Here is a 24,104-nt window from a genome sequence, read left to right on the forward strand (position 1 = left end):
TCTCCAAAGGTCACGAAAACAGTGAGGAAAATGCCTCACTGTTATTGAGTTTATTTCGCCAGTTGTTGCGTTAACGCAGGTAAGATTTTGAACAGATCGCCAACGATCCCGTAGTCTGCAAATTGGAAAATAGGGGCGTTTTTATCTTTGTTGATTGCGACGATCGTTTGTGCGCCATTCGCACCGACCATATGTTGAATCTGCCCTGAAATGCCGACGGCAAGATAAAGTTCAGGTTTGAGCATTAAGTTAGAAATACCCACATAGCGCTCATGTTCCATCCATTTTTCATTTTCTGCGACTGGGCGAGAACAAGCGATTTCAGCACCGATGGTATCGGCAAGCGTTTTGGCAATCGCAATGTTTTCTTGGCTACCAATACCTCGCCCGACACTGACAACTAAGCGTGCCTTGTCTAATTCCACTGAGTTACCTGCTTTTTTCTGAATCGAGGTACGTACAATAGATTGTTTTGGTTCGACCCATTGTGTAGCTTGAGCTGTGCCGCTACGTGATGCATCACTTGGGGCTGCTTCAAATGTACCAGAGGTAAGGGTTGCAATTGAAAATGCGCTATCTAGGGTCTCTTGGCCGAAGGCTAAGCCACCATAAACCATATGTTTAATCAGCGGTTTTTCAGATTCAATTGTGATTGCGGCGGCATCATTGGAAACCGCGGCTTGTAGTTTCGCGCCTAAGCGCGCTGCAAGTAATTTTCCTCTGCGGGTATTTGGTAACAACAGTAAACCGTTATCGCTTTGTTGTTTGATGGTGGAAACCATCGTGTCCGCATAGTCTTCAATAATGCGGTCATCGGGTTTACCTGTTAATAGAAAGACTTGCGAAGCGCCAAGTTGGAAAGCTTGTGCGCTTAGTGCTTCATCAAGGGCAAAAACATTCACTTGCTCGCCAAGCGAGAGGGCACCACCGATAAGTTCAGGTAAGCGAGAAGTCATATCACTAAATACCCAAACGGTTGATAATTTGCTCATAACTCCTCCGATTAAATAATTTTTCTTAAATGTTCAGCAAATTGCGCAATTTGGTCATCGCCATCACCTTCAATGATGACGCGCTGGCGGACTTTTTGTTTCGGCGCGGCGATAGATTGAGACGATAATGCGGCAACGTTATCTAAGCCAATATCTGCCATCGTCCAAGCTTGGACGGGTTTTTTAGCGGCACCTAAAATGGCCTTCATTGAAGGAATAACAGGAACGTTAATGTCGGAGGTTACAGCGATAATGGCCGGTAATGGCATGGATAGCGTTTCAATTTCATCTTCTAGCTCACGTTCTACAATGACCGTATCAGCTGTGATGGAAACAATTTTTTTCACACCATTGATGGCAGGAATTTGCAGCGTTTCACCTAATAAAATGCTCACTTGTTGTGCATTGAGATCTGCGGAGCCATCACCACAAATAATTAAATCGAAGCCCACTTTCTGTGCCGCTGCACCAAGGGTAATGGCAGTTTGATGGGGAAGTGCATGCTCAAGTTGGTCATCAATCACAACAACGAGCTCATCTGGGCCACGCGATAGCACATCTTTACGTGCTTTCATATTCGTGAGTGCTTTACCACCAATACTTAACGCAATCACTTTGCTGTCAGCTTGCTGTGCTTTTATTTGATTAGCGGTTTCAATTGCATTTAAATCATATTGACTGATTTTGGTATCGGCACGTGAAAAATCTAAAGAACCATCTGCGCTATTTACAATAATATCTTGTTCATCAGGAACAGATTTATAGCATGTAATAATATTCATTACATCTCCTAAAATAATATTAATAAATATGATCCGTTTCGGTTTCGGATTATATAATTATCATGAACTGGATATTTAAAAATAAAACCTAAGTCACCAATATTGAAAACCTTAAATTAAAGTGGGTTTAAATATTCATACTGATACCCTACTCACCAATACTGTAAAAATCATCTAGTTATCAATGAAATGTTCAATATTGCTACTGGAATCACCAATACTGAAGGTATTTAATAACATTAACGTTACACAATATTTTATCTCTATGTATTTATTGGTGTTTTAATTATTAAAGTTAATAACAATTATTTATCACGAATAATATTGTGACCTTAATAACAGAATTGTTTATGGGGACTAGACATGATTTGGATAGAATTTGAATTAATACTTAATTAGGTTTGTTGGGATTTAATAATAAATATAAGTTTTAAATGCATATAGATATTAGGTAATGAGAATAATATCTATTTTAAAACTTATATATTAAATAATAAATTGGGACCGAACTATGAGCAAAGAAAATAAAAAAGGTGGGATAGAACCGAAGGTTTTTTTTCCGCCGTTGATCATTGTTGGACTACTGTGTTGGTTAACTGTTCGTGATTTAGATGCGTCAAATGAAGTTATCAACCAAGTTTTCAGCTATGTCACCAATGTGTGGGGCTGGGCATTTGAGTGGTATATGGTTGTCATGTTTGGTGGCTGGTTTTGGTTGATTTTAGGGCCTTATGCGAAGAAGCGCTTAGGGGAAGAAAAACCTGAGTTTAGCCGAGCAAGCTGGATTTTCATGATGTTCGCATCTTGTACTTCAGCCGCCGTACTTTTCTGGGGTTCGATTGAAATATTCTACTATGTATCTGCGCCTCCATTTGGTTTTGAGCCTTATTCAAATGAAGCGAAAAATATCGGGTTAGCCTATAGCTTATTCCACTGGGGACCGCTCCCATGGGCGACTTATAGCTTCTTATCGGTCGCATTTGGTTACTTTTTCTTCGTTCGTAAAATGGATGTTATTCGCCCAAGTAGTACGCTGGTTCCATTAGTGGGTGAGAAACACGTAAATGGCTGGTTTGGAACCATTATTGATAACTTTTACTTGGTCGCATTGATTTTAGCAATGGGGACGAGTTTAGGGCTAGCGACACCGCTGGTTACCGAATGTATTCAATACTTGTTTGGAATTCCTCATACTCTTGAGCTCGATGCCATCATTATCTTCTGCTGGATCATCCTGAATGCAATTTGTGTGGCTTTTGGTTTGCAAAAAGGGGTGAGAATCGCCAGTGACGTCCGTAGCTACTTGAGTTTCTTGATGCTGGGATGGGTATTTATTGTTGGCGGCGCTAGCTTCATTGTGAACTATTTTACCGATTCTATCGGGGTTCTAATGATGTATATGCCACGCATGTTGTTCTATACAGATGCAGTCGGCAAAGGCGGTTTCCCACAAGGTTGGACCGTGTTCTATTGGGCGTGGTGGGTAATTTATGCCATCCAAATGTGTATTTTCCTCGCACGTATCTCTAAAGGCCGTACCGTCCGTGAGCTGTGTATCGGTATGGTAGCAGGCTTGACGGCAGGAACTACGCTAATTTGGACAATATTAGGTAGTAATACCCTACAACTGGTAGACCAAAACATTATTAACATTCCAAAGCTGATCGAAGAGTTCGGCGTCGCACGCGCCATCATTGAAACATGGGCGGCTTTACCTTTGAGCACTGTAACAATTTGGGGCTTCTTCATCCTCTGCTTTATCGCCACGGTGACACTGATCAACGCGTGTTCTTACACACTTGCGATGTCAACTTGTCGCGCAGTTAAAGATGGCGATGAGCCACCGTTATTAGTGCGCATTGGTTGGTCTGTCTTAGTTGGCGTTATCGGCATTGTCTTGCTGGCTTTAGGCGGATTAAAACCAATTCAAACCGCGATAATTGCCGGAGGATGCCCACTTTTTTTCGTCAACATCATGGTAACGCTCTCCTTTATTAAAGATGCCAAAGTGCATTGGAAAAATGACTAATTTATTCAAAAACAACATGTAAGAGGTTATTGATATGGATTTTAGATTGAATGATGAGCAGGAACTGTTTGTCGCAGGGATCCGTGAACTGATGGCCAGTGAAAACTGGGAAAGCTATTTCGCCGAATGTGACCGAGACAGTAAATATCCTGAACGCTTTGTCAAAGCCTTAGCGGATATGGAAATCGATAACCTGCTGATCCCAGAAGAACATGGCGGCTTAGATGCAGGGTTTATCACCGTTGCTGCGGTATGGATGGAGCTTGGTCGCCTAGGTGCACCAACCTATGTGTTGTATCAATTACCGGGCGGTTTTAATACGGTGCTTAGAGAAGGAACTCAAGAGCAAATTGACAAAATCATGGCGTTCCGTGGTACGGGTAAACAAATGTGGAACTCGGCGATCACTGAACCGGGTGCAGGATCTGATGTTGGTAGCCTACAAACCACCTACCAACGCCGTAATGGCAAAGTGTATTTGAACGGTAGTAAATGTTTTATCACCAGTAGTGCTTACACACCATACATTGTGGTGATGAGTCGCGATGCGGATTCACCAGACAAACCTGTTTTCACCGAATGGTTCTTAGATATGAGCAAACCAGGTATCAAGGTGAATAAACTTGAAAAGCTGGGTTTACGCATGGATAGCTGTTGTGAAATTACTTTTGATAACGTCGAACTGGATGAAAAAGACATGTTTGGCCGCGAAGGTAACGGTTTTAACCGTGTAAAAGAAGAGTTCGACCATGAGCGTTTCTTAGTGGCATTAACTAACTATGGTACCGCGATGTGTGCGTTCGAAGATGCGGCGCGTTACGCTAACCAGCGTGTTCAATTCGGTGAAGCCATTGGTCGTTTTCAGTTAATTCAAGAAAAATTTGCACATATGGCGATCAAGCTCAATTCAATGCGCAACATGTTATATGAAACTGCATGGAAGAGTGACAACGGATTGATCACCTCTGGTGATGCAGCAATGTGTAAATACTTCTGTGCAAATGCGGCATTTGAAGTCGTGGACTCTGCGATGCAAGTACTCGGTGGTGTAGGAATTGCAGGTGAGCACCGAATTGCCCGTTTCTGGCGTGACCTTCGTGTGGATCGCGTATCAGGTGGTTCAGATGAAATGCAAATACTGACATTAGGCCGTAGCGTACTGAAACAATACCGCTAATAACTGAACGTAATGGGATGGTTTTCAAGAGAAGGCCAACCCTGCTTCACAGGAGATAAGAACATGGCAGAGCATCTACCTATGCCAGAATTTGGCCCTCTAGCTGGGGTTAGAGTGGTATTTTCAGGAATTGAAATTGCTGGCCCATTTGCAGGGCAAATGTTTGCAGAATGGGGCGCTGAAGTGATCTGGATAGAAAATGTCGCCTGGGCAGACACTATTCGCGTTCAACCCAACTACCCACAGCTATCACGGCGTAATTTACGTGCGTTATCATTGAATATTTTCAAAGATGAGGGGCGTGACGCGTTTCTAAAACTGATGGAAACAACCGATATCTTCATTGAAGCGAGTAAAGGCCCCGCATTTGCTCGTCGTGGTATCACGGACGAAGTACTTTGGGAACATAACCCTAAACTGGTCATTGCACACTTATCCGGTTTTGGGCAGTACGGTGACCCACAATATACCAACCTCGCAGCGTATAACACCATTGCTCAAGCCTTCAGCGGCTATCTGATTCAAAACGGTGATAAAGACCAGCCAATGCCGGCTTTTCCTTATACCGCAGACTATTTTTCTGGCATGACGGCGACAACTGCCGCACTGGCTGCATTGTATAAAGCACGTGAGACTGGAAAAGGTGAAAGCATTGACGTTGCTATGTATGAAGTGATGTTGCGTATGGGGCAATACTTCATGATGGACTACTTCAATGGTGGAGAGATCTGCCCACGTATGACAAAAGGGAAAGACCCCTATTACGCAGGTTGTGGCCTATATAGTTGTAAAGATGGCTATATCGTGATGGAAATTGTTGGTATCACGCAAATTCAGGAAATTTTTAAAGATATTGGGTTGGCGCATCTGTTAGGTACACCAGAAATACCGGAAGGCACACAGTTAATTCACCGTGTGGAATGCCCTTATGGGCCTTTAGTTGAAGAAAAACTCGATGAATGGCTAGGTTCACGTTCGATTGATGAAGTGTTAGCAAGACTCGCGGAATTGAATATTGCTAGCGCCAAAGTCCTTACTATTCCTGAGTTAGAAACCAATCCTCAATACATTGCACGCGAATCTATTACCAGTTGGCAAACAATGGAAGGAAAAACCTGTCGTGGTCCTAACGTCATGCCTAAATTCAAAAATAACCCCGGACAAATTTGGCGAGGCATGCCATCACACGGTATGGACACGACAGATATCTTAAAAAATATTGGATACAGCGAAACTGATATTCGGGGGTTAGTCGATAAAGGGCTAGCCAAAATAGTTGATTAATTGAATGGGTACTCAGGTCAATGATGACTATTGAGCTGAGTATTCATCAGGGAAATGATGGGTAACAATTAATGGATGTAATCGGTAAACAAAATTTGCGTCAAATGTGGGATGATTTAGCGTTAACCCATGGAAACAGCCAGGCGCTTATCTTTGAATCCTGCGATGGAAAAACTAGCAAGTTCAGCTATTTAGAAATGAACCAGCACATTAATCGCACCGCCAATCTCTTTTTAGCCTATGGCATTCAAAAAGGCGATAAAGTGGCTTTACATTTAGATAATTGCCCGGAATTTTTCTTTTGCTGGTTTGGCTTGGCTAAAATTGGGGCGATTATGGTCCCAATTAATGCGCGTTATAAATACAATGAAAGTGCTTGGATCATGCAGAACTGCCAACCCAAAATGGTAGTCACTCGTTCCTCTTTCTTAGATATTTATCAACAAGTATTCGCTGACGTAGCGACAAGTCTAAAACATATTTTTTTGATTACAGACACACAAATTGAACCCGTAGAGCATATTTCTGACTTTTGGTTTGAACAGTCACAACAACATACGCAATTGACTCAGGTTGTTGAATTGAGTGTCGATGATACGGCCGAGATTTTATTTACCTCTGGAACGACCTCGAAGCCTAAAGGGGTAATTATTACCCACTATAACCTCCGCTTTGCCGGTTATTACTCTTCTTGGCAAAACAGCTTACGCTCTGATGATATTTATTTAACAGTCATGCCTGCTTTTCATATTGACTGCCAATGTACAGCTTCTATGGCTGCATTTTCTGTCGGTGCAACGTTTGTGTTATTAGAGAAATACAGCGCACGCCGTTTTTGGCAACAAGTGGTGAAATACAAAGCGACTGTCATCGAACTTATCCCCATGATGATCCGCACATTATTAAGCCAGCCGCTGGCGGATAACGAAAAAGATCATTGTTTACGAGAAGCCATGTTTTACCTCAATTTAAGTGAAGAAGAACGCGACCAGTTTATGGCCCGTTTTGGGGTGAAGCGGTTTTTAACTTCGTATGGAATGACGGAGACTATTGTTGGTTTGATTGGTGACCGGCCTGGCGATATGCGTCGCTGGCCGTCCATTGGTCGCCCGGGTTTTTGTTATCAGGCTCAAATTCGGGATAGAAATAACCAGCGTGTTGGTGCCGGGGTTATTGGTGAGCTCTGTGTGAAAGGTGAGCGTGGTAAAACCCTTTTTAAAGAGTATTACAACAACCCTGAAGCGACCGCAAAAACCTTTGATGAAGCGGGATGGATGCACACGGGGGACTTTGCCTACCAAGACGAAGATGGCTTTTTCTATTTTGTCGATAGAAGCAGCAATATGATCAAACGCGGTGGAGAAAATGTCTCTTGCAGTGAAATTGAAAATATTATTGCCTCACACCCTGCCATTGTGGATGTAGCAGTGATCGGCGTTGCGGATGACATCCGAGATGAAGCGATTAAAGCTTTTATTGTGCTTGAAGAAGGGGAAACCTTAACTCAGGAAGAGTTCTTTGCTTTTTGTGAAAAACAAATGGCGAAATTTAAGGTGCCAACGTGTGTTGAGGTACGTAAAGATTTACCGCGTAACTGCTCTGGAAAAGTATTGAAAAAACATCTGCAATAATCGACAAACGTGATTAATTTTGCATACATTTCGGGCTGCATACCTGCAACCTGAAGCGTCACTGCACGACGAAGAAAGGATTATATTATGAGCGAATCATTAAAAATTACCCGAAATGGCGCTATTTTAGAAATCATACTCGATAGACCTAAAGCTAATGCAATAGATGCAAAAACCAGTTTCAAAATGGGGGAGGTTTTCCTTAATTTTCGCGATGACCCTTCGTTGCGTGTTGCAATTATCACAGGGGCAGGAGAGCGATTTTTCTCTGCAGGCTGGGACTTAAAATCGGCGGCAGAAGGTGAAGCCCCTGATGCTGACTTTGGCCCAGGTGGCTTTGCCGGTTTGACTGAAATTTTTAATTTAAACAAACCTGTTATTGCGGCGGTGAATGGATATGCATTTGGTGGCGGTTTTGAACTGGCTTTAGCGGCAGATATGATAATTTGTTCTGAAAATGCCAGTTTTGCATTACCTGAGGCTCAGCTCGGTATTGTTCCAGATAGCGGGGGGGTTTTACGTTTACCTAAAATTTTACCTGCGCCAATCGTGAATGAAATGGTGATGACAGGCAGAAGAATGGATGCACAAGAAGCTTTACGTTGGGGAATAGCTAACGATGTAGTGCCTATTGAGAGTCTGATGGATAAAGCCCGTGAACTTGCAGAACAAGTTACGCAAAGTGCGCCATTAGCAGTTGCTGCTCTAAAAGAAATTTTCCGCGCGACAGGAGAGCTTACTGTCGAAGAGGGCTATAAATTAATGCGCAGTGGTGTACTGACTCAATATCCTGCGGTTCTTCATTCCGAAGATGCCACAGAGGGGCCATTGGCTTTCTCTGAGAAACGTTCTCCAAACTGGAAAGGTCGCTAATTAATCTAGCAGTGAGGTGAATTTTGAGTTTTTACGCTTTTGAAGGTGTTATCCCGGTTGTTCATCCTACTGCATATGTTCACCCATCAGCGGTAGTGATTGGTGATGTGATTATTGGTGAAGGGGTTTTCGTTGGGCCGAATGCCTCTTTACGTGGGGATTATGGCCGCTTGATCATAGAAAAAGGGGCAAATATTCAGGACTGCTGCATTATGCATGGCTATAGTGATGTCGAAACCATTGTCCATGAATGTGGGCATATAGGCCACGGAGCTATTTTACATGGATGCATTATTGGCCGTGATGCTTTGGTCGGAATGAACAGTGTCGTTATGGATGGCGCAGTGATTGGTGAGGAAAGTATTGTTGCTGCGATGAGTTTTGTTAAGGCCGGTTTTCAAGGCGAAAATCGTCAGATGTTGGTCGGAAGTCCTGCGCGCTTTTTACGCTCAGTAACTGATGAAGAACTGCATTGGAAACGGTTAAATACGAAAGAATATCAAGACTTAGCAGGCCGATATCATCAACAATTACAGGAAACCCAACCGCTGACAGAGCTTGAAGTTAATCGACCCAAATTATTTGGTACAACAGATGTAAAACCTAAGGGCCAGTGATTCACTAAAAGGCCGTAAAATAAAAAACGCAGATGGTGAAGTCTGCGTTTTTTATTGGTATAAAACTGAAAAATAAGTTTAACGACGTTGTGCTTTTGATAGCATCCATTGCCATTTTTGCTCTCGATTTAATTCACTTGGTGGCATAGAGGCCGCTTTCATTGGGGAATCGATAGTGACTTTTTCAGTTTGATGGCTTCTTAAACGAGCATAAAGCTGGTTATCAATTTTCTTAACTTTAATAAGCCGCTGACATTGGCAGCCTCGTCCCGATAATTTATTTGGGATCATTTTTACTTCACACTGAATTTCAGCAACATCAGATAAAATATAAGAAACAATATTGACAGCATTAGGATGCGGAATATCAAAGTGATTAGATATTTCTCTAGCTGTAGTCCAATGGCCTTGTTTCATTACCCAGTTTGCGATAGATAAATACAAGGGTTCATTAATATATTGTCCACACATAAGCGCTCCCAAATCTATTTATTAAAATTGGCTAAATAAAAAGAAACTATATGCAAATTGTAGTTGGAATAGCGTTTATTTGTTTCCTGGTTTGTTAATTAAGAAAACAAAATAATTAATTATTAACTTCTGGTTAAAATTGTTAAAATAATATATTCGTTTTTAATGTTAATTATCATTATTTTAATATAAAAACTTATATTTCATAATGATAGGTGTCGAATATAATTCACAGCCTAAATTACGCCGTCATACAGTGACAAGCTTCATATTAATGGATTTCAAAATGATTTGCATGCCTTTATTGTGAAAATTTACATTCAAGACAAAAGTTTTGTTTATATTCAGATTCTAGGTAAATAACTGAATATCGTTGTAGATAAACTGATTATATTTGGTTTTATATTTGATTATAATGATCTTGAAATATAATAAAAATGTGACATGGGTGATTTTTTTAATTGAATATTAGCGAGTAAGCAATTACAAAGAGTTAAATAATTTTCTAATATATTAAGAAAGAGAATAAGAGTGATTGGCTTTGTGATTGAATAGGGCATTGCGTGTTGATGCAATGCCCTCCTAGAGATAAAAATTATTTGGCTAAGTAGTTATTAATAGAATTAACAATACCTGTGGAATCTAAGCCCAGTTCAGCAATAAGTTCTTCTTGGGTACCTTGAGAAATAAAATAGTCAGGTAAGCCAAGGTTTAAGGTTGGAATGATTTTTTTCTCATGCATTAAGAATTCATTCACACCGCTACCTGCTCCACCCATGATGGCATTCTCTTCGAGAGTGACAAGTACATCATGAGTATTGGCCATTTCAAGGATAAGCGCTTCGTCTAAAGGCTTCACAAAGCGCATATCAACAACAGTTGCATTAAGTTGCTCAGCAGCGACCAATGCGTGGCTTAATAAGGTACCAAAGCATAAGATAGCGACTTTTTCACCTTTGCGGCGAACAATACCCTTACCAATAGGCAGCGGTGATAGCGGCTGTAACTCAGCGCCTGTTCCTGTGCCTCGAGGGTAACGCACCGCGCATGGACCATCTTGATAATGGTAGCCAGTATGTAGCATTTGGCGGCACTCATTTTCATCACTTGGAGCCATAATAACCATGGTTGGTATACAGCGCAGGAATGAAATATCAAAAGAACCTTGGTGAGTTTGCCCATCAGCCCCCACAATACCGGCTCGGTCGATCGCAAACATGACAGGCACCTTTTGGATAGCCACATCATGAATGACTTGGTCGTAACCACGTTGCAAGAAAGTCGAATAGATAGCAACGATAGGCTTATAGCCACCAATAGCAAGGCCAGCGGCAAAGGTGACTGCATGTTGCTCGGCAATCGCGACATCGAAGTATTGATCAGGGAATTCTTTAGAAAACCGAACCATACCAGAGCCTTCACGCATCGCTGGCGTGATAGCCATCAACTTGCCATCATCTTTAGCCTCTTCACACAGCCAATCACCAAAAATTTTAGAGAATGTCGGCCCGGTCTCTTTGCTTTTGGGCAAAGTGAATGTACTTGGGTCAAATTTAGGAACTGCATGCCAGCTAATTGGGTCTTTTTCTGCCGGCTCATAACCGCGACCTTTCTTGGTCATGATATGTAAAAACTGCGGTCCTTTTAAGTCACGCATATTTTTTAACGTTTGAACTAAGGCAACAACATCATGACCGTCAACGGGGCCAATATAGTTAAAACCTAATTCTTCAAACATGGTCCCCGGTACGACCATGCCTTTAATGTGTTCTTCTGTCTTTTTCAATAATTCTTTGATAGGTGGCATGTTAGAAAAAACTTTTTTCCCACCTTCACGTAATGTTGTATAGAGCTTTCCAGAAAGTAAGTGAGCTAAGTGATTGTTTAGTGCGCCAACATTTTCTGAAATAGACATTTCGTTATCGTTTAAGATAACCAACATGTCAGGTGCGGCATCCCCTGCATGATTCATTGCTTCAAATGCCATTCCAGCGGTGATGGCGCCATCACCAATCACACAAACTGTTTTACGGTTTTGTTGCTCTTTTTCTGCAGCAATGGCCATACCTAAACCGGCACTAATGGATGTTGAGGAATGGCCAACGCTTAAAATGTCATATTCACTTTCTTCGCGCCATGGAAAGGGATGTAGACCATTTTTTTGACGGATGGTATCAATACGGTCACGGCGACCCGTTAATATCTTATGTGGGTAGGCTTGGTGGCCGACATCCCAAACAAGATTATCAAATGGAGTTTTATAGACATAATGTAATGCGACGGTGAGTTCAACAGCACCGAGGCCAGAAGCAAAGTGACCGCTAGAGCGACCCACGCTACTCAGCAAGAATTGTCTGAGTTCATCACAAAGCTTAGGCAAACTTTCTTTAGGCAACAGACGAAGCTCATCTGGTGTCTCTGCCAAGGCTAGCGTGGGATATTTAGCGATATCAATACTCATTAGTTGCTCACTTATAATTAATAAAAAACCCAACTTACTTAGCCACAGTAAAATGACTATTCTCAGTATTTAGCAGCATAAAGCTTCTATCTGCTGTTGGGTTGCCTTCGTTTATCGTCTGCCTATAACTCGAGTGATTAAGAAGTAATCCATCTATTTTTTTGGTTATAGGAATGATTCGAAGATGCATTAGGGTAATAAATTGCCGTAATTATCGATCTTCTTGTAGCCAAAAGGCAAAGCATATTGTCAGCTTTTACGTTCAATAATGAAATTAGCTAAAGCGCTTAACATTTCTATATTATATCCATGGGACTGGAGAGTCTCTAAAGCGTCTACCGCATCATGATATAGCTCACGTGCTTTTTTCTGAGCAACTTCAAGCCCTAATAGCGATGGATAGGTACTTTTTTCATGTTCGGCATCCGTTCCTTGGCGTTTACCTGTGACTTCGCTATCACCGATAACATCAAGGATATCGTCCTGTACTTGAAAGGCAAGACCGATGGATTGTGCATATTTGTCTAAAACAGGCAGTAATTTTTGACCTTTTTCACCAGCAGCAAAAGCACCAAGACGGATTGCTGCACGAATTAATGCCCCTGTTTTATGTTGATGAATGCGCTCAAGAGATTCAAGGTCAACTTGCTTTCCTTCTGCATCTAAATCAAGAGCTTGCCCGCCGCACATTCCCGCTAAGCCACTTGCGTATGATAACTCTGCAATCATCGCTATGCGGTCTTTGTCTGTCACATCCGGCATTGGTGCAGATGACAGTAATTGGAATGCCAATGTTTGTAATGCATCTCCAGCAAGCACTGCATTGCCTTCACCATACTTAATGTGGCAAGTCGGTTGGCCACGGCGCAAATCATCATCATCCATTGCAGGTAAATCATCATGGATTAATGAATAAGCATGAATACATTCGACTGCAGCAGCTGGAGCGTCAAGGTTTTCTTGGCTAACACCAAACATAGAACCGACGGCATAAGTTAAAAATGGGCGTAAGCGCTTTCCACCCAATAATGTGCCATAGCGCATCGCTTGAGCAAGTGGGAGGTCTGCAAACGGCAGCGCATTTAAGGCATCTAATAGATATTGATTGACTCTGTCGTAGGCTTGCTTTTGTTGCTGCGTAAAGCTATCTAAATGTTGTTCAGACATAATTTATTCTGTATCAGGTGAAAAATCGGCTAGAGGTTTATTTTCGTCATCGCTTAGCAAAATTTGTACACGTTGCTCTGCTTGCTGTAATACTTTTTGACCTTGTTTAGCAATTTGAACACCACGTTCAAACTCATTAAGGGCATCTTCTAAGGGAAGTTCACCAGATTCTAGGCGAGCGACGATCTGCTCTAGCTCTTGAAGCGAGTTTTCAAAACTAACAGTCGGAACTTGCTGAGTTTTTTCTTTAGCCATAGTCTTTAGCCACTAATGTGAAATCAGTTAATTCGAGGGATTTTAAATATTCAGCAGACTAACGCAGTCTTGCTACGGTTACAATTTATTATTGGGGTTTTTAGATTCAACCCGCAAGATAGTGTTATAATACGCCTCTTTATTGACAATTGGTAACGTGTCATGTGTCTCTGTTAAGGCACATTCGTTTGCCCCCAACCACCATGAACATGCAGCTATTATGAAGTTTATCATTAAGTTATTCCCAGAAATTACCATTAAAAGCCAAACTGTTAGGCTACGTTTTATTAAAATTTTGACCAGTAATATCCGTAACGTGCTTAAACCGCTTGGCGAAGAGATTTCGGTTGTCCGTAATTGGGATAACATTGAAGTGCGTGTGAAGGGAGAAACAAAACACGACGAAATTTGTGACATGCTAGGGCGCATTCCAGGTATTCACCATATTCTCGAAGTGGAAGAAAAACCATTTACCAGTCTACATCATATTTACGAAATGACACACGAAGCCTATGGTGAATCATTAGAAAATAAAACATTCTGTGTGCGGGTAAAACGTCGTGGTAAACATGAATTTTCATCTATCGACGCTGAACGGTATATCGGTGGTGGGTTAAATCAACACATTGCCTCTGCAAAAGTTAAGCTTAAAGACCCTGATACCACGATTCACTTAGAAATCGAAGATGATAAACTTATTTTAGTTAAAGCACGTATTGAAGGTATCGGTGGTTTCCCTATTGGGACTCAAGAAGATGTGTTATCACTCATTTCTGGTGGTTTTGATTCAGGTGTGTCTAGCTATATGTTGATGCGCCGTGGTTGTCGTGTTCACTACTGTTTCTTTAATTTAGGCGGCGCAGCTCATGAAATTGGTGTGAAGCAAATCGCACATTATCTGTGGAACCGTTTTGGTAGCTCCCATAAAGTCCGTTTTATTGCTGTAAATTTTGAGCCTGTTGTCGCTGAAATTTTAGAAAAAGTTGATGATGGCCAAATGGGGGTTGTGCTCAAACGTATGATGGTAAGAGCTGCATCTAAAGTTGCAGAGCGTTATGGCGTGCAGGCGATTGTCACGGGTGAAGCACTTGGGCAAGTTTCCAGCCAAACCCTAACAAACTTACGTTTGATTGATAATGCGTCTGATACCTTAATATTAAGGCCATTAATTTCCCATGATAAAGAACACATTATCAAACTAGCTCGCCAAATTGGCACTGAAGATTTCGCAAAAACCATGCCCGAATATTGCGGTGTGATTTCAAAAAGCCCAACCGTTAAAGCGGTGAAAGCGCGTATTGAAGCAGAAGAGGCCAATTTTGATTTTGGTATCTTAGAGTCGGTGGTTGAGCAAGCGCAAAATATTGATATTCGACAAATTGCACAAGAAAGCCTTGAAAAAGTTCCTGAAATTGAAATGGTGAGTGAGCTTTCAATTGAAAATCAAGTGATTTTAGATATTCGTTCAATTGATGAATTTGAAGACAAGCCACTGAATGTCGATGGAATGGAGGTTAAGCATATTCCATTCTATAAGTTGAGCACGCAATTTGGTGACTTACCAAAAGATAAAACCTATTTATTATATTGTGACCGTGGGGTAATGAGCCGCTTGCAAGCGCTATACTTAAAAGAGCAAGGTTATGAAAATATAAAGGTTTATCGCCCATAGCTTAAAACAGGGTGCTTGTATCACCAATTCACAATCAGAGAGAAATGTGGGGGAATTTCCCCCACAAGACTAGTTATCGCAAGATAACGTAGCTTGAACCAGCGTGCTTCCGCTACTGATACTGAAAGAGCACAGCCTTTCTTGCATCAATAACGAAAAACACAACACCGTAAGACACACGGTAACTAGCCCTAGAAGGGCAATTTTGGCCATTCCTCTTGACTCCTTTTCTAAAAGGAGACAGAATCCAGTTGTGTGAGTTGGAGACTGCCTCGGATTAAGATTAACATCTAAATTCGGGGCTTTCGTCTTTTTGGCTCTGGCAAATGCTTGAACCAAACTGATCCAAGCACCCGCGACAATCATAGCAAAAAATGGCGATAAACAAATCTAATTACAGCTAAATCTCGATAATAAATTGTTTAAATTCATGTAATTAAGATATTTTGATAATCATTGGTATTAATATGATTGTTGATTTAGCTGAGATAGCAATGAAAAAGCGTGTAGAAGAATAACAGGGTGCTTGTACCACCAAATCATCACTAAAGAGAAATGTGGGGGAAAGTTTCCCCCACAAGACTAGTTATCGCAAGATAACGTAGCTTGAACCAGTGTGTTTCCGCTACTGATACTGAAAGAGCACAGCCTTTCTTGCATCAATAACGAAAAACACAACACCGTAAGGCACACGGTAACTAGCCCCAGAAGGGCAATTTTGGCCATTCCTCTTGACTCCTTTTCTAAAAGGAGACAGAATCAAATTGTTGAGATTTGGAAACTGCCTCGGATTAAGATTAACATCTAAATTCGGGGCTTTCGTCTTTTTGGCTCTCACAAATGCTTGAACTAAAATGATCCAAGCACCCGCGACAATCATAGCAAAAAATGGTGATAAACAAAGGTTTTTTGTTGAGGGTTTTTATTTTAATCCTTTATTATTCAAACGATTAAATGATTTTAATCATTCGTTGTTAATAGCGGATTTTTCCGTTAATCCTCTAAATAATCATTAATACCATTAGGTAAAACTAATTGGGCTGCAACTTGGCCTGCAATTTCGCGCCCGACCAATAACTCAATCAATTTTAAGGCAAAATCAAAGGACGTTGCGGGCCCTTGACTTGTTAATAAATTAACGCGTTCATCAAAGTAGACTCGGCGATCGACCCATTTATGGGCTGGAATTTTATCTTTCATTGATGGAAAACCAGTCATATTACCTAGCGGAAACAATTGGTGATATTCAAGTACAAGCGCTGGCGCCGCACAAATAGCCGCCACAATTTTACCATCAAGATGCATTCGGCGAACTTTTTCCACAACCAGTGGGCTATCACGAAATGTTTCCGCTCCAGTCATACCACCAGGCAGTACAATGGCATCAAAAGGTTCATCAGCAACTTTAATCAATGGGGTATCGGCACTAATTTTTAGCCCTCGTGAAGCGGTAATGGTTAAAGAACCATCTTCCGTCACGCTCGCTAAAGTCACATCAATACCTGCTCTAACTAATAAATCAGCAGTAATGGTAAATTCAATTTCTTCACTACCATGAGCGATGCAGATTAGAACGGATGTCGTCATATTGTTGTTCTCTATTTTTGACTAAATGGTAAAGGCGATCGTTTTCAGGTGTACTGATCCCATGAGCTCGTGCTTGTTTGATTAAAAAGCCAGTGATGTAATCAATCTCTGTACGGCGATTGTTTCGTATATCTTGTAACATAGAAGAATAGTTATCAGCGGTATTATTAATAATGCCGTAAATATACTCTGTTAGCTCTGCTTTATCCGTATGCAGCCCTTCTGCCGCCATAACATGACATATTTCATCAATGATCCGAGATATTTGTGCAGAATGTTGGATTAATTCACCATTTTTACAGTCATGTTCTACTGTTAGTGGGTTAATGACACAGTTTACAATCAATTTACGCCAGCAAGTGGTTAAAATATTATTATGCCAAGCCACATCAGGTAAGGCTTCATGCAAGATATCTGCTATTGGGTAGTATGCTTGTGCTTGGGAATTGATAGCGCCAATATGTGTGATCCCATTTGCGACATGAAATACTTGGTTATTTTCTTGCCAAGCCGCATGGGTTGTGACGCCCGCTAAGATAGGATGGCGTAAAGGCGTCAGCTCTTCAACCGTTCCCATGCCATTATGCAGTAATAAAATAGGCGTATTTTCTGGGATAGTATTAATCAAAGGTAATAAAGCATCAGAAACTTGCCATGCTTTTAAACAGACAATGATTAATTCACTGGTTTGTAAGTGGTTAATATTATTAGAAGGAATCAGTTCTCGGAAAGTACGTCCATCAGGTTCATTAACATCGACGAATAAATCAGACTGTGCAACACGTAGCCAACCTTGTATGTCATGCCCTTGTATTGCAAGTGAAGCAAGCCACAGTTTACCTATCGCACCACAACCAATTAGAGTTATTTTCATTGTTTCCCCTTTGAATGTGGGACTTTAACGTCTTATAAGGTAAGGCGGAAGTGATTTATCACCAGTATAACCTTTTACCATACGAAGTTGTAGTTAACGAAATATCATAGGCTCCGATAACTTGAAGTAATGTGAGTAAAAACGTTATCATGCGCACAATCTAAAAATTATCAGTGAGGTTCTAGCTATGCCATCATTTGACATTGTATCTGAAGTGGAAATGAATGAAGTACGTAATGCGGTGGAGAATGCGCAGCGTGAGTTAACCAGCCGTTGGGATTTTAAAAATGTTGAAGCCAGTTTTGAGCTCAATGACAAAAATGAATCAGTTAAAATCACTAGTGAATCTGATTTCCAGGTACTTCAGTTAGTTGATATTTTAAGAGAAAAAATGGCAAAACGTGGTATTGATGGTGCGGTATTGAATGTGCCTGAAGATATCATTCATAGCGGAAAAACCTATAGCGTTGAAGTTACGTTCAAACAAGGTATTGATGCTGCAATTGCCAAAAAAATCGTTAAATTGATTAAAGACAGTAAATTGAAAGTCCAAGCACAAGTTCAAGGTGACCAAGTGCGTGTGACAGGCAAAGCCCGTGATGATTTACAATCGGTTATGGCATTAGTACGTGGCGGGAACTTAGGCCAACCTTTTCAGTTTAATAACTTCCGCGACTAGTTATTTTTCAAGTATTCGTTTAAAGCCCGCGCTAGCGGGCTAATTTTTACTGATTTATTAATGCTTCAAGTTGTTCTCGATTGATGATTTTTCTATCAACTTTAACATAAGCACTATATTCTTCGTCAACGACGAGTGCTTCCATCACCCCTTTCTGGGCTTGTAATTTCTTCTCAAGAGCCCTTGTATCTCCAATATGATTGGGTAATTCAATACGAATACTGCTGACATACGGAGGTTGCTGCATAGTTAAGCTAATGATAAACCAGATAATGGTTAATATTAGTCCGCCAATAAAAACCGTATTAGCACCTTCAAAGCTGTACAACCACCCACCGACAATACCGCCAATGGCAACACCTAAAAACTGGCTGGTGGAGTATACGCCCATGGCAGTTCCTTTATAGCCCGCAGGTGCCTCTTTGCTTATGAGTGACGGTAAAATGGCTTCCATGATATTGAAAGCAATAAAAAATAGTTGAATACCTAAGAAAATCACCCATAAGTGATTACCAGAAAACCATAAGGTAATTTCAGCTAATGCTAAAACGACAATACAAAATAAGAAGACCTGCTTCATTTTGCGGTATTTTTCCGCATAAATTATGAAAGGAAGTACGGTAACAAAGGCGATTAACATCGTGACTAAATAGGCTTTCCAGTGGTCTTTCGCTAAAAAACCAGAATCAGTCATAATAAGAGGTAGAGCCACAAAACTGGACATCAGTAGGGTATGTAAGCTGAGGATACCTATATTTAATTTGAGTAGCTGAGGGTGCATTAAAACCGTTTTTAAATTACCTTGCACAAATGCAGATTCACGGTTTAGAACATGAGTATTGGTACTAGGGACAATAAAAACCGTCACTGCAATAGCACCAGCTGCAAGTAGTGCAATTCCCCAAAATAGGCCACTTAACCCCACCACGTTGGTGAGTATTGGGCCAAGAACTAGGGCAATGGCAAAAGTTAAACCGAAACTAATACCCAAAAATGCCATGGCTTTAGTCCGATTTTGCTCTCGAGTTAGGTCAGAGAGTAGCGCCATAACAGCAGCAGAAATTGCTCCGGCGCCTTGTAAAGCACGCCCAATAATAATTCCCCAAATAGAATCGCTTAATGCTGCAACGATACTTCCGATAATAAAAATGACTAACCCAATAATAATTAAAGGCTTTCTTCCGATTTTGTCTGACATCAAACCAAAAGGGATTTGGAAAATAGCTTGGCTAAGACCGTAGATACCAATAGCGACACCTACTAAGAACTCGTTAGCTCCCTGTAAATGCATCCCATAGCTGGTCAAAATAGGTAATACCATAAACATTCCAAGCATTCGCAAGGAGAAAACAGAGCCTAATCCCCAAGTGGATCTAAGCTCTGCGGATGTCATTTTGTTATCATTCATTTTTATTCTTCATATTTCGTGCTGTAGCGGTGTTGGCTTCTCTCTGCTACTTAGGTCACATATTAGTAAATACAACAACTTGAACAAATATGCAGTACGTTGTGGTGTTATATTTTTAGTATCAATCTATTAGAATTTTAATAGTGCATTTAATATCTAGCTTATCAATGGCAAGCGGCTATTTAACCATAAAATAGATTCATAAGGATAGGCAGAATAAGTAAAAGTGAGTTGTAAAAGCAGTTAGAGACAAATAAAAACGGCGGGGAAGGCCCGCCGTTTAGACATTGTTATCATCAGTAAACAGATAAGTTATCTGACGAGAGCTATAACAGTATCGCTTGAGACTATAGGATCAACTGACATCATTACACTCAATGAAGTAATTGCTACGATTGAGAAGATGAATAGTTTTCTTGCCCAGACTCGGTCGTCATTTTCGGTTTTGAAACCCGAAATTGCCATACCTAGCCACCATAAGCTGACTGCTGCACCTACGATGAGGTACTTATAGCCCGCGTATCCGCTGATAGCTAACATTAATGTTGCGACCATAAACGCTAGGATATACAGGAAAATGTGCGTCTTCGCGACGGAAATTCCTTTAATAACCGGTAACACAGGAATGTTTGCGGCTTTGTAATCCTTAAAACGGAAGATAGCAATGGCATAAGAATGAGGCATCTGCCACAAACTGAATATCAATAACAGGATAAGAGCACCCATATCGAATTCATTTGTAACAGCGCAGTAACCGATAACCGGTGGTGCTGCGCCTGAAAGGCTGCCAATCAGCGTGCCATAAACGGATTTACGTTTCATATATAGGCTATAAACACCTACATAAACAATGAAACCGATAACTGCAAGCAGCATTGCCAGCGCATTGGCTGCTACAAGTAGCAGCACCATACCAGCAATACCCAATGCAGCAGCGTAAATCAGGCTAACTTTCGGATCAATCAACCCTTTAACTAAAGGGCGATTCTTCGTTCTTTCCATGATACGGTCGATATCACGGTCGATGTAGTTGTTAAAAACACAACCAGAAGCCACGACCAGTGATACACCCAGCAAAGTCGCAACGAACAGTGGGTAATCAATTGACCCTTTTGAAGCCAATAAAAAACCACCGATCACAGAAATCAAGTTTCCGAATATAATTCCTGGTTTGGTCACTTGCAGGTATTGCTTAAACATATCGGCAACTCTTTAGTCGAGCATCATATTGATGTTCAGGTTGTACATAATCCACAGCGAGCCGATGACCACGATACCAACAATTAGCATCGTGAACAGGAAGGCAACTAAATTCCAGCGCTCATCTGATGATGTATTCATATGTAAGAAACAAACCAAATGAACTAGAATTTGCACAACAGCCATACCTACTACAGTCCAAAGGATTGCTGAGGTTGACGCTGTACCTTCCATCACCATCCAGAAAGGAATCACTGTCAGGATAACTGATAGAATAAAGCCAATTAGGTATGTTTTAACGCTACCGTGGCTTGCTCCAGTGTGAGCATCTTTTGCATGACTCATTTAAATAGCCCCCAGAAGATAAACAACGGTAAATACACAAATCCAAACAACGTCTAAGAAGTGCCAGAACAAACTTAGGCAGTTTAAACGTGTTTTATTGACATCAGTTAAGCCACGGCGAGTCACTTGAATCATCATAATGATAATCCAAATCAGACCTGCTGTTACGTGTAGACCGTGTGTTGCAACAAGTGCAAAGAAGCCAGATAAGAAACCGCTACGGTCAGGGCCAAAGCCTTCTGCGATCAGTTCATGGAACTCATAGACTTCCATGATCACGAAGCCAAGGCCTAACAGGAACGTTGCAAACAGCCATAAGTTAACGGCAGCAATCTTACCTTTATGCATCGCGATCATTGCGAAGCCGTAAGTAATACTACTCACTAACAGTAAGAAGGTTTCGCCTAATACGAACTTCAGACTGAAGATATCTTTACCAGCTGGTCCGCCGGCAGTTCCATCGGCCAAAACAACATAGGTAGCAAACAAACAAGCAAACAGAATCAAGTCGCTCATAATATAGAGCCAGAAACCGAATACTTTTGTTCCACCTGTATCGTGGTGCCCATGCTCAGCATGGGCGATATTTTGGTTAGTCATTGTATTAGTTGACATCGTTCACACCTGCCTTACGCAATTCTTCAAAGTGCTTATTCTCGATTTCTTCGATTTCAGCCACAGGTACGTAGTAATCAACATCTTCGTCGAAGCTTTTTGCAATCCAAGTTACGATCATTCCACCGAAACCAATGATTGCGAGCCACCAGATGTGCCAGATCATTGCGAAACCTAAAACCAAGCTAAATGCAGCGATAATAACGCCAGCGCCTGTATTTTTCGGCATATGAATTTCTTCATATGAAGCCGGTTTCTTGTGAGCAAGGCCTTTTTCTTTTAGATCCCACCACGCATCACGAGTTTGAACGTGAGGTTCAATCGCAAAGTTATAGAATGGTGGTGGAGAAGATGTCGCCCACTCAAGTGTACGTCCACCCCATGGGTCACCGGTTAAATCACGGTTTTCATGACGGTCACGGATACTCACGATGATTTGGATAACTTGGCATGCAATACCGATTGCGATTAACGCAGCACCACCCGCAGCAACAACTAGCATTGTGTGGTAAGTCGGGTCAATATTCTGACTTAAACGACGGGTCATACCCATAAAGCCAAGAATATACAGTGGCATAAAGGCCATGAAGAAACCGATGATCCAGAACCAGAAGGCACGAACACCCCATTTCTCATTTAGCGTGAAGCCATATGCTTTCGGGAACCAGTAAGTCATACCCGCGAAGCATCCGAATACAACACCACCAATAATAACGTTATGGAAGTGAGCAATCAGGAATAAACTGTTATGCAGAACGAAGTTTGCACCTGGAACAGCAAGCAGAACACCCGTCATACCACCGACAGAGAAGGTGATGATGAAACCGATAGTCCACAGCATAGGTGATTTAAATTCGATACGACCTTGGTACATGGTAAACAACCAGTTGAAAATCTTAACCCCTGTAGGGATTGCGATAATCATTGTGGCGATACCAAAGAAGGCGTTAACGTTCGCTCCTGAACCCATCGTAAAGAAGTGGTGCAACCAAACGATGAAGGACATAACGGTAATCACGATTGTCGCCCAAACTAATGAGGTATAACCGAATAAACGTTTTTTCGAGAAGGTTGCTGCAACTTCAGAGAATACACCGAACACAGGCAGAACAAGGATATACACCTCAGGGTGACCCCATGCCCAAATCAGGTTGATGTACATCATCATGTTGCCGCCCATATCATTAGTGAAGAAATGGGTGCCTAAATAACGGTCTAACGTCAGAAGCGTTAATGTAACAGTTAAGATAGGGAAAGCAGCAACAATCAATACGTTAGTACATAACGCAGCCCAGCTGAATACAGGCATTTTCATCATCGACATACCCGGCGTACGCATACGGATAATAGTCGCGATGAAGTTAACCCCTGTTAATAGTGTACCAATCCCGGATATCTGGAGACTCCAGAGCCAGTAATCGACCCCGACCCCAGGGTTGTACTCCAAGCCTGATAACGGCGGATAAGCCAACCAACCAGTCTGTGCGAATTCACCTACCCCTAGAGAGATGTTGATTAATACAACACCAACAACAAAGAACCAGAAGCTCAATGAGTTAAGGAATGGGAACGCCACATCTCGTGCACCAATTTGCAGAGGCACAACTAAGTTCATCAGACCAACAACGAATGGAGTTGCCATGAAGAAAATCATGATAACGCCGTGCGCGGTAAAGATTTGGTCATAGTGATGAGGATTTAAGAAACCCTCTTGGCCAGCAGAAGCTAGAACTTGCTGCCCACGCATCATGATTGCATCAGCGAAGCCACGGAATAACATGACCATCGCCACAATGATGTACATGACACCAATTTTCTTATGGTCAACAGAGGTTAACCATTCTTTCCACAGCCATTTCCACTTACCGAAGTAGGAGATCACACCGACTAAGCCAAGCCCACCAAGGACAATAGCAATCAGTGTAACAACGATAATCGGCTCATGGAGCGGAACTGCATCTAGTGTTAATTTTCCGAACATGCCC

23 protein-coding genes are annotated in these 24,104 nt (G+C 41.5%); 8 read left to right on the forward strand and 15 right to left on the reverse strand.

All coding sequences use genetic code 11. From position 1 onward, the window contains the following. Positions 1-50 precede the first annotated feature (50 nt). Positions 51-992 carry an FAD-binding protein gene (locus tag P3L37_RS03210; RefSeq protein WP_109911881.1) on the reverse strand — a complete coding sequence of 314 codons (942 nt, stop codon included), beginning with the start codon at positions 990-992 and terminating at the stop codon, positions 51-53. A gap of 11 nt (positions 993-1,003) precedes the next feature. Next, positions 1,004-1,774 carry a putative electron transfer flavoprotein FixA gene (fixA, locus tag P3L37_RS03215; RefSeq protein WP_109911882.1) on the reverse strand — a complete coding sequence of 257 codons (771 nt, stop codon included), beginning with the start codon at positions 1,772-1,774 and terminating at the stop codon, positions 1,004-1,006. Positions 1,775-2,285: 511 nt separating this feature from the next. Here fixA and caiT point away from each other — a divergent pair. The 6 genes from caiT (at position 2,286) to caiE (ending at position 9,385) form a co-directional block, all read left to right on the forward strand. Beyond that, positions 2,286-3,803, forward strand: coding sequence for an L-carnitine/gamma-butyrobetaine antiporter (gene caiT, locus P3L37_RS03220; protein WP_117162857.1), 1,518 nt, complete (start codon positions 2,286-2,288; stop codon positions 3,801-3,803). Positions 3,804-3,837: 34 nt separating this feature from the next. Continuing rightward, the gene (caiA, locus tag P3L37_RS03225) at positions 3,838-4,980 is read left to right on the forward strand and encodes a crotonobetainyl-CoA dehydrogenase (protein ID WP_004905499.1); all 1,143 of its coding nucleotides are present in this window, start codon (positions 3,838-3,840) and stop codon (positions 4,978-4,980) included. A gap of 63 nt (positions 4,981-5,043) precedes the next feature. Then, positions 5,044-6,264, forward strand: a complete 1,221-nt coding sequence (gene caiB / locus P3L37_RS03230) for an L-carnitine CoA-transferase (RefSeq protein ID WP_094961956.1) — start codon at positions 5,044-5,046, stop codon at positions 6,262-6,264. A gap of 71 nt (positions 6,265-6,335) precedes the next feature. Further along, on the forward strand, positions 6,336-7,895 hold the full coding sequence (caiC, locus tag P3L37_RS03235) for a crotonobetaine/carnitine-CoA ligase (RefSeq protein WP_004914587.1): 1,560 nt from the start codon (positions 6,336-6,338) through the stop codon (positions 7,893-7,895). A gap of 87 nt (positions 7,896-7,982) precedes the next feature. Continuing rightward, positions 7,983-8,768 (forward strand): crotonobetainyl-CoA hydratase, encoded by a 786-nt coding sequence (gene caiD, locus P3L37_RS03240; protein ID WP_004914585.1) that lies wholly within the window; start codon positions 7,983-7,985, stop codon positions 8,766-8,768. Between the two features lie 23 nt (positions 8,769-8,791). Then, the gene (caiE, locus tag P3L37_RS03245; RefSeq protein WP_109911885.1) at positions 8,792-9,385 is read left to right on the forward strand and encodes a carnitine operon protein CaiE; all 594 of its coding nucleotides are present in this window, start codon (positions 8,792-8,794) and stop codon (positions 9,383-9,385) included. A 78-nt stretch (positions 9,386-9,463) separates the two neighbouring features. On the opposite strand, the gene caiF is transcribed toward caiE, so the two are convergent. The 4 genes from caiF to xseB form a co-directional block, all read right to left on the reverse strand. After that, entirely contained in the window at positions 9,464-9,856 is a 393-nt protein-coding gene (caiF, locus tag P3L37_RS03250) for a carnitine metabolism transcriptional regulator CaiF (protein ID WP_004914580.1), read from the reverse strand. A 595-nt stretch (positions 9,857-10,451) separates the two neighbouring features. Then, positions 10,452-12,317: a 1-deoxy-D-xylulose-5-phosphate synthase gene (gene dxs, locus P3L37_RS03255; protein ID WP_004914577.1), complete on the reverse strand. Its 1,866-nt coding sequence runs from the start codon at positions 12,315-12,317 to the stop codon at positions 10,452-10,454. 249 nt (positions 12,318-12,566) lie between these two features. After that, a complete protein-coding gene (gene ispA / locus P3L37_RS03260) occupies positions 12,567-13,484 on the reverse strand; it encodes a (2E,6E)-farnesyl diphosphate synthase (RefSeq protein WP_004914574.1) in 918 nt (305 codons plus the stop codon). A gap of 3 nt (positions 13,485-13,487) precedes the next feature. Then, a complete protein-coding gene (gene xseB / locus P3L37_RS03265) occupies positions 13,488-13,739 on the reverse strand; it encodes an exodeoxyribonuclease VII small subunit (protein WP_004914571.1) in 252 nt (83 codons plus the stop codon). Positions 13,740-13,959: 220 nt separating this feature from the next. On the opposite strand from xseB, the gene thiI reads away from it, so the two are divergent. Continuing rightward, entirely contained in the window at positions 13,960-15,411 is a 1,452-nt protein-coding gene (gene thiI / locus P3L37_RS03270; protein WP_109911886.1) for a tRNA uracil 4-sulfurtransferase ThiI, read from the forward strand. 69 nt (positions 15,412-15,480) lie between these two features. Here thiI and P3L37_RS03275 read toward each other — a convergent pair whose 3' ends face one another. The 4 genes from P3L37_RS03275 to panE form a co-directional block, all read right to left on the reverse strand. Next, the gene (locus P3L37_RS03275) at positions 15,481-15,624 is read right to left on the reverse strand and encodes a Hok/Gef family protein (RefSeq protein WP_004914564.1); all 144 of its coding nucleotides are present in this window, start codon (positions 15,622-15,624) and stop codon (positions 15,481-15,483) included. A gap of 369 nt (positions 15,625-15,993) precedes the next feature. Beyond that, positions 15,994-16,137 carry a Hok/Gef family protein gene (locus P3L37_RS03280; RefSeq protein WP_004905468.1) on the reverse strand — a complete coding sequence of 48 codons (144 nt, stop codon included), beginning with the start codon at positions 16,135-16,137 and terminating at the stop codon, positions 15,994-15,996. 267 nt (positions 16,138-16,404) lie between these two features. Continuing rightward, positions 16,405-16,998: a protein deglycase YajL gene (yajL, locus tag P3L37_RS03285; protein ID WP_004914556.1), complete on the reverse strand. Its 594-nt coding sequence runs from the start codon at positions 16,996-16,998 to the stop codon at positions 16,405-16,407. Continuing rightward, positions 16,961-17,872, reverse strand: a complete 912-nt coding sequence (gene panE / locus P3L37_RS03290) for a 2-dehydropantoate 2-reductase (RefSeq protein ID WP_109911887.1) — start codon at positions 17,870-17,872, stop codon at positions 16,961-16,963. The genes yajL and panE overlap by 38 nt, the downstream gene beginning before the upstream one ends. Before the next feature lie 187 nt (positions 17,873-18,059). Between panE and P3L37_RS03295 the strand changes: the two genes are divergently transcribed. After that, positions 18,060-18,551: a YajQ family cyclic di-GMP-binding protein gene (locus tag P3L37_RS03295; protein WP_109911888.1), complete on the forward strand. Its 492-nt coding sequence runs from the start codon at positions 18,060-18,062 to the stop codon at positions 18,549-18,551. 46 nt (positions 18,552-18,597) lie between these two features. Here P3L37_RS03295 and P3L37_RS03300 read toward each other — a convergent pair whose 3' ends face one another. The 5 genes from P3L37_RS03300 to cyoB form a co-directional block, all read right to left on the reverse strand. Then, positions 18,598-19,959, reverse strand: coding sequence for an MFS transporter (locus P3L37_RS03300; RefSeq protein ID WP_123382492.1), 1,362 nt, complete (start codon positions 19,957-19,959; stop codon positions 18,598-18,600). A 312-nt stretch (positions 19,960-20,271) separates the two neighbouring features. Then, positions 20,272-21,159, reverse strand: a complete 888-nt coding sequence (gene cyoE, locus P3L37_RS03305) for a heme o synthase (RefSeq protein WP_004914545.1) — start codon at positions 21,157-21,159, stop codon at positions 20,272-20,274. Between the two features lie 12 nt (positions 21,160-21,171). Further along, positions 21,172-21,504 carry a cytochrome o ubiquinol oxidase subunit IV gene (locus P3L37_RS03310; RefSeq protein ID WP_004905459.1) on the reverse strand — a complete coding sequence of 111 codons (333 nt, stop codon included), beginning with the start codon at positions 21,502-21,504 and terminating at the stop codon, positions 21,172-21,174. Further along, positions 21,505-22,119, reverse strand: a complete 615-nt coding sequence (locus tag P3L37_RS03315) for a cytochrome o ubiquinol oxidase subunit III (RefSeq protein WP_109911890.1) — start codon at positions 22,117-22,119, stop codon at positions 21,505-21,507. Further along, on the reverse strand, positions 22,109-24,100 hold the full coding sequence (gene cyoB, locus P3L37_RS03320; RefSeq protein WP_004914540.1) for a cytochrome o ubiquinol oxidase subunit I: 1,992 nt from the start codon (positions 24,098-24,100) through the stop codon (positions 22,109-22,111). The genes P3L37_RS03315 and cyoB overlap by 11 nt, the downstream gene beginning before the upstream one ends. Positions 24,101-24,104 lie beyond the last annotated feature (4 nt).

The sequence above is a fragment of the Providencia sp. PROV114 genome (genome assembly GCF_032704305.1).
GTDB lineage: Bacteria > Pseudomonadota > Gammaproteobacteria > Enterobacterales > Enterobacteriaceae > Providencia > Providencia rettgeri.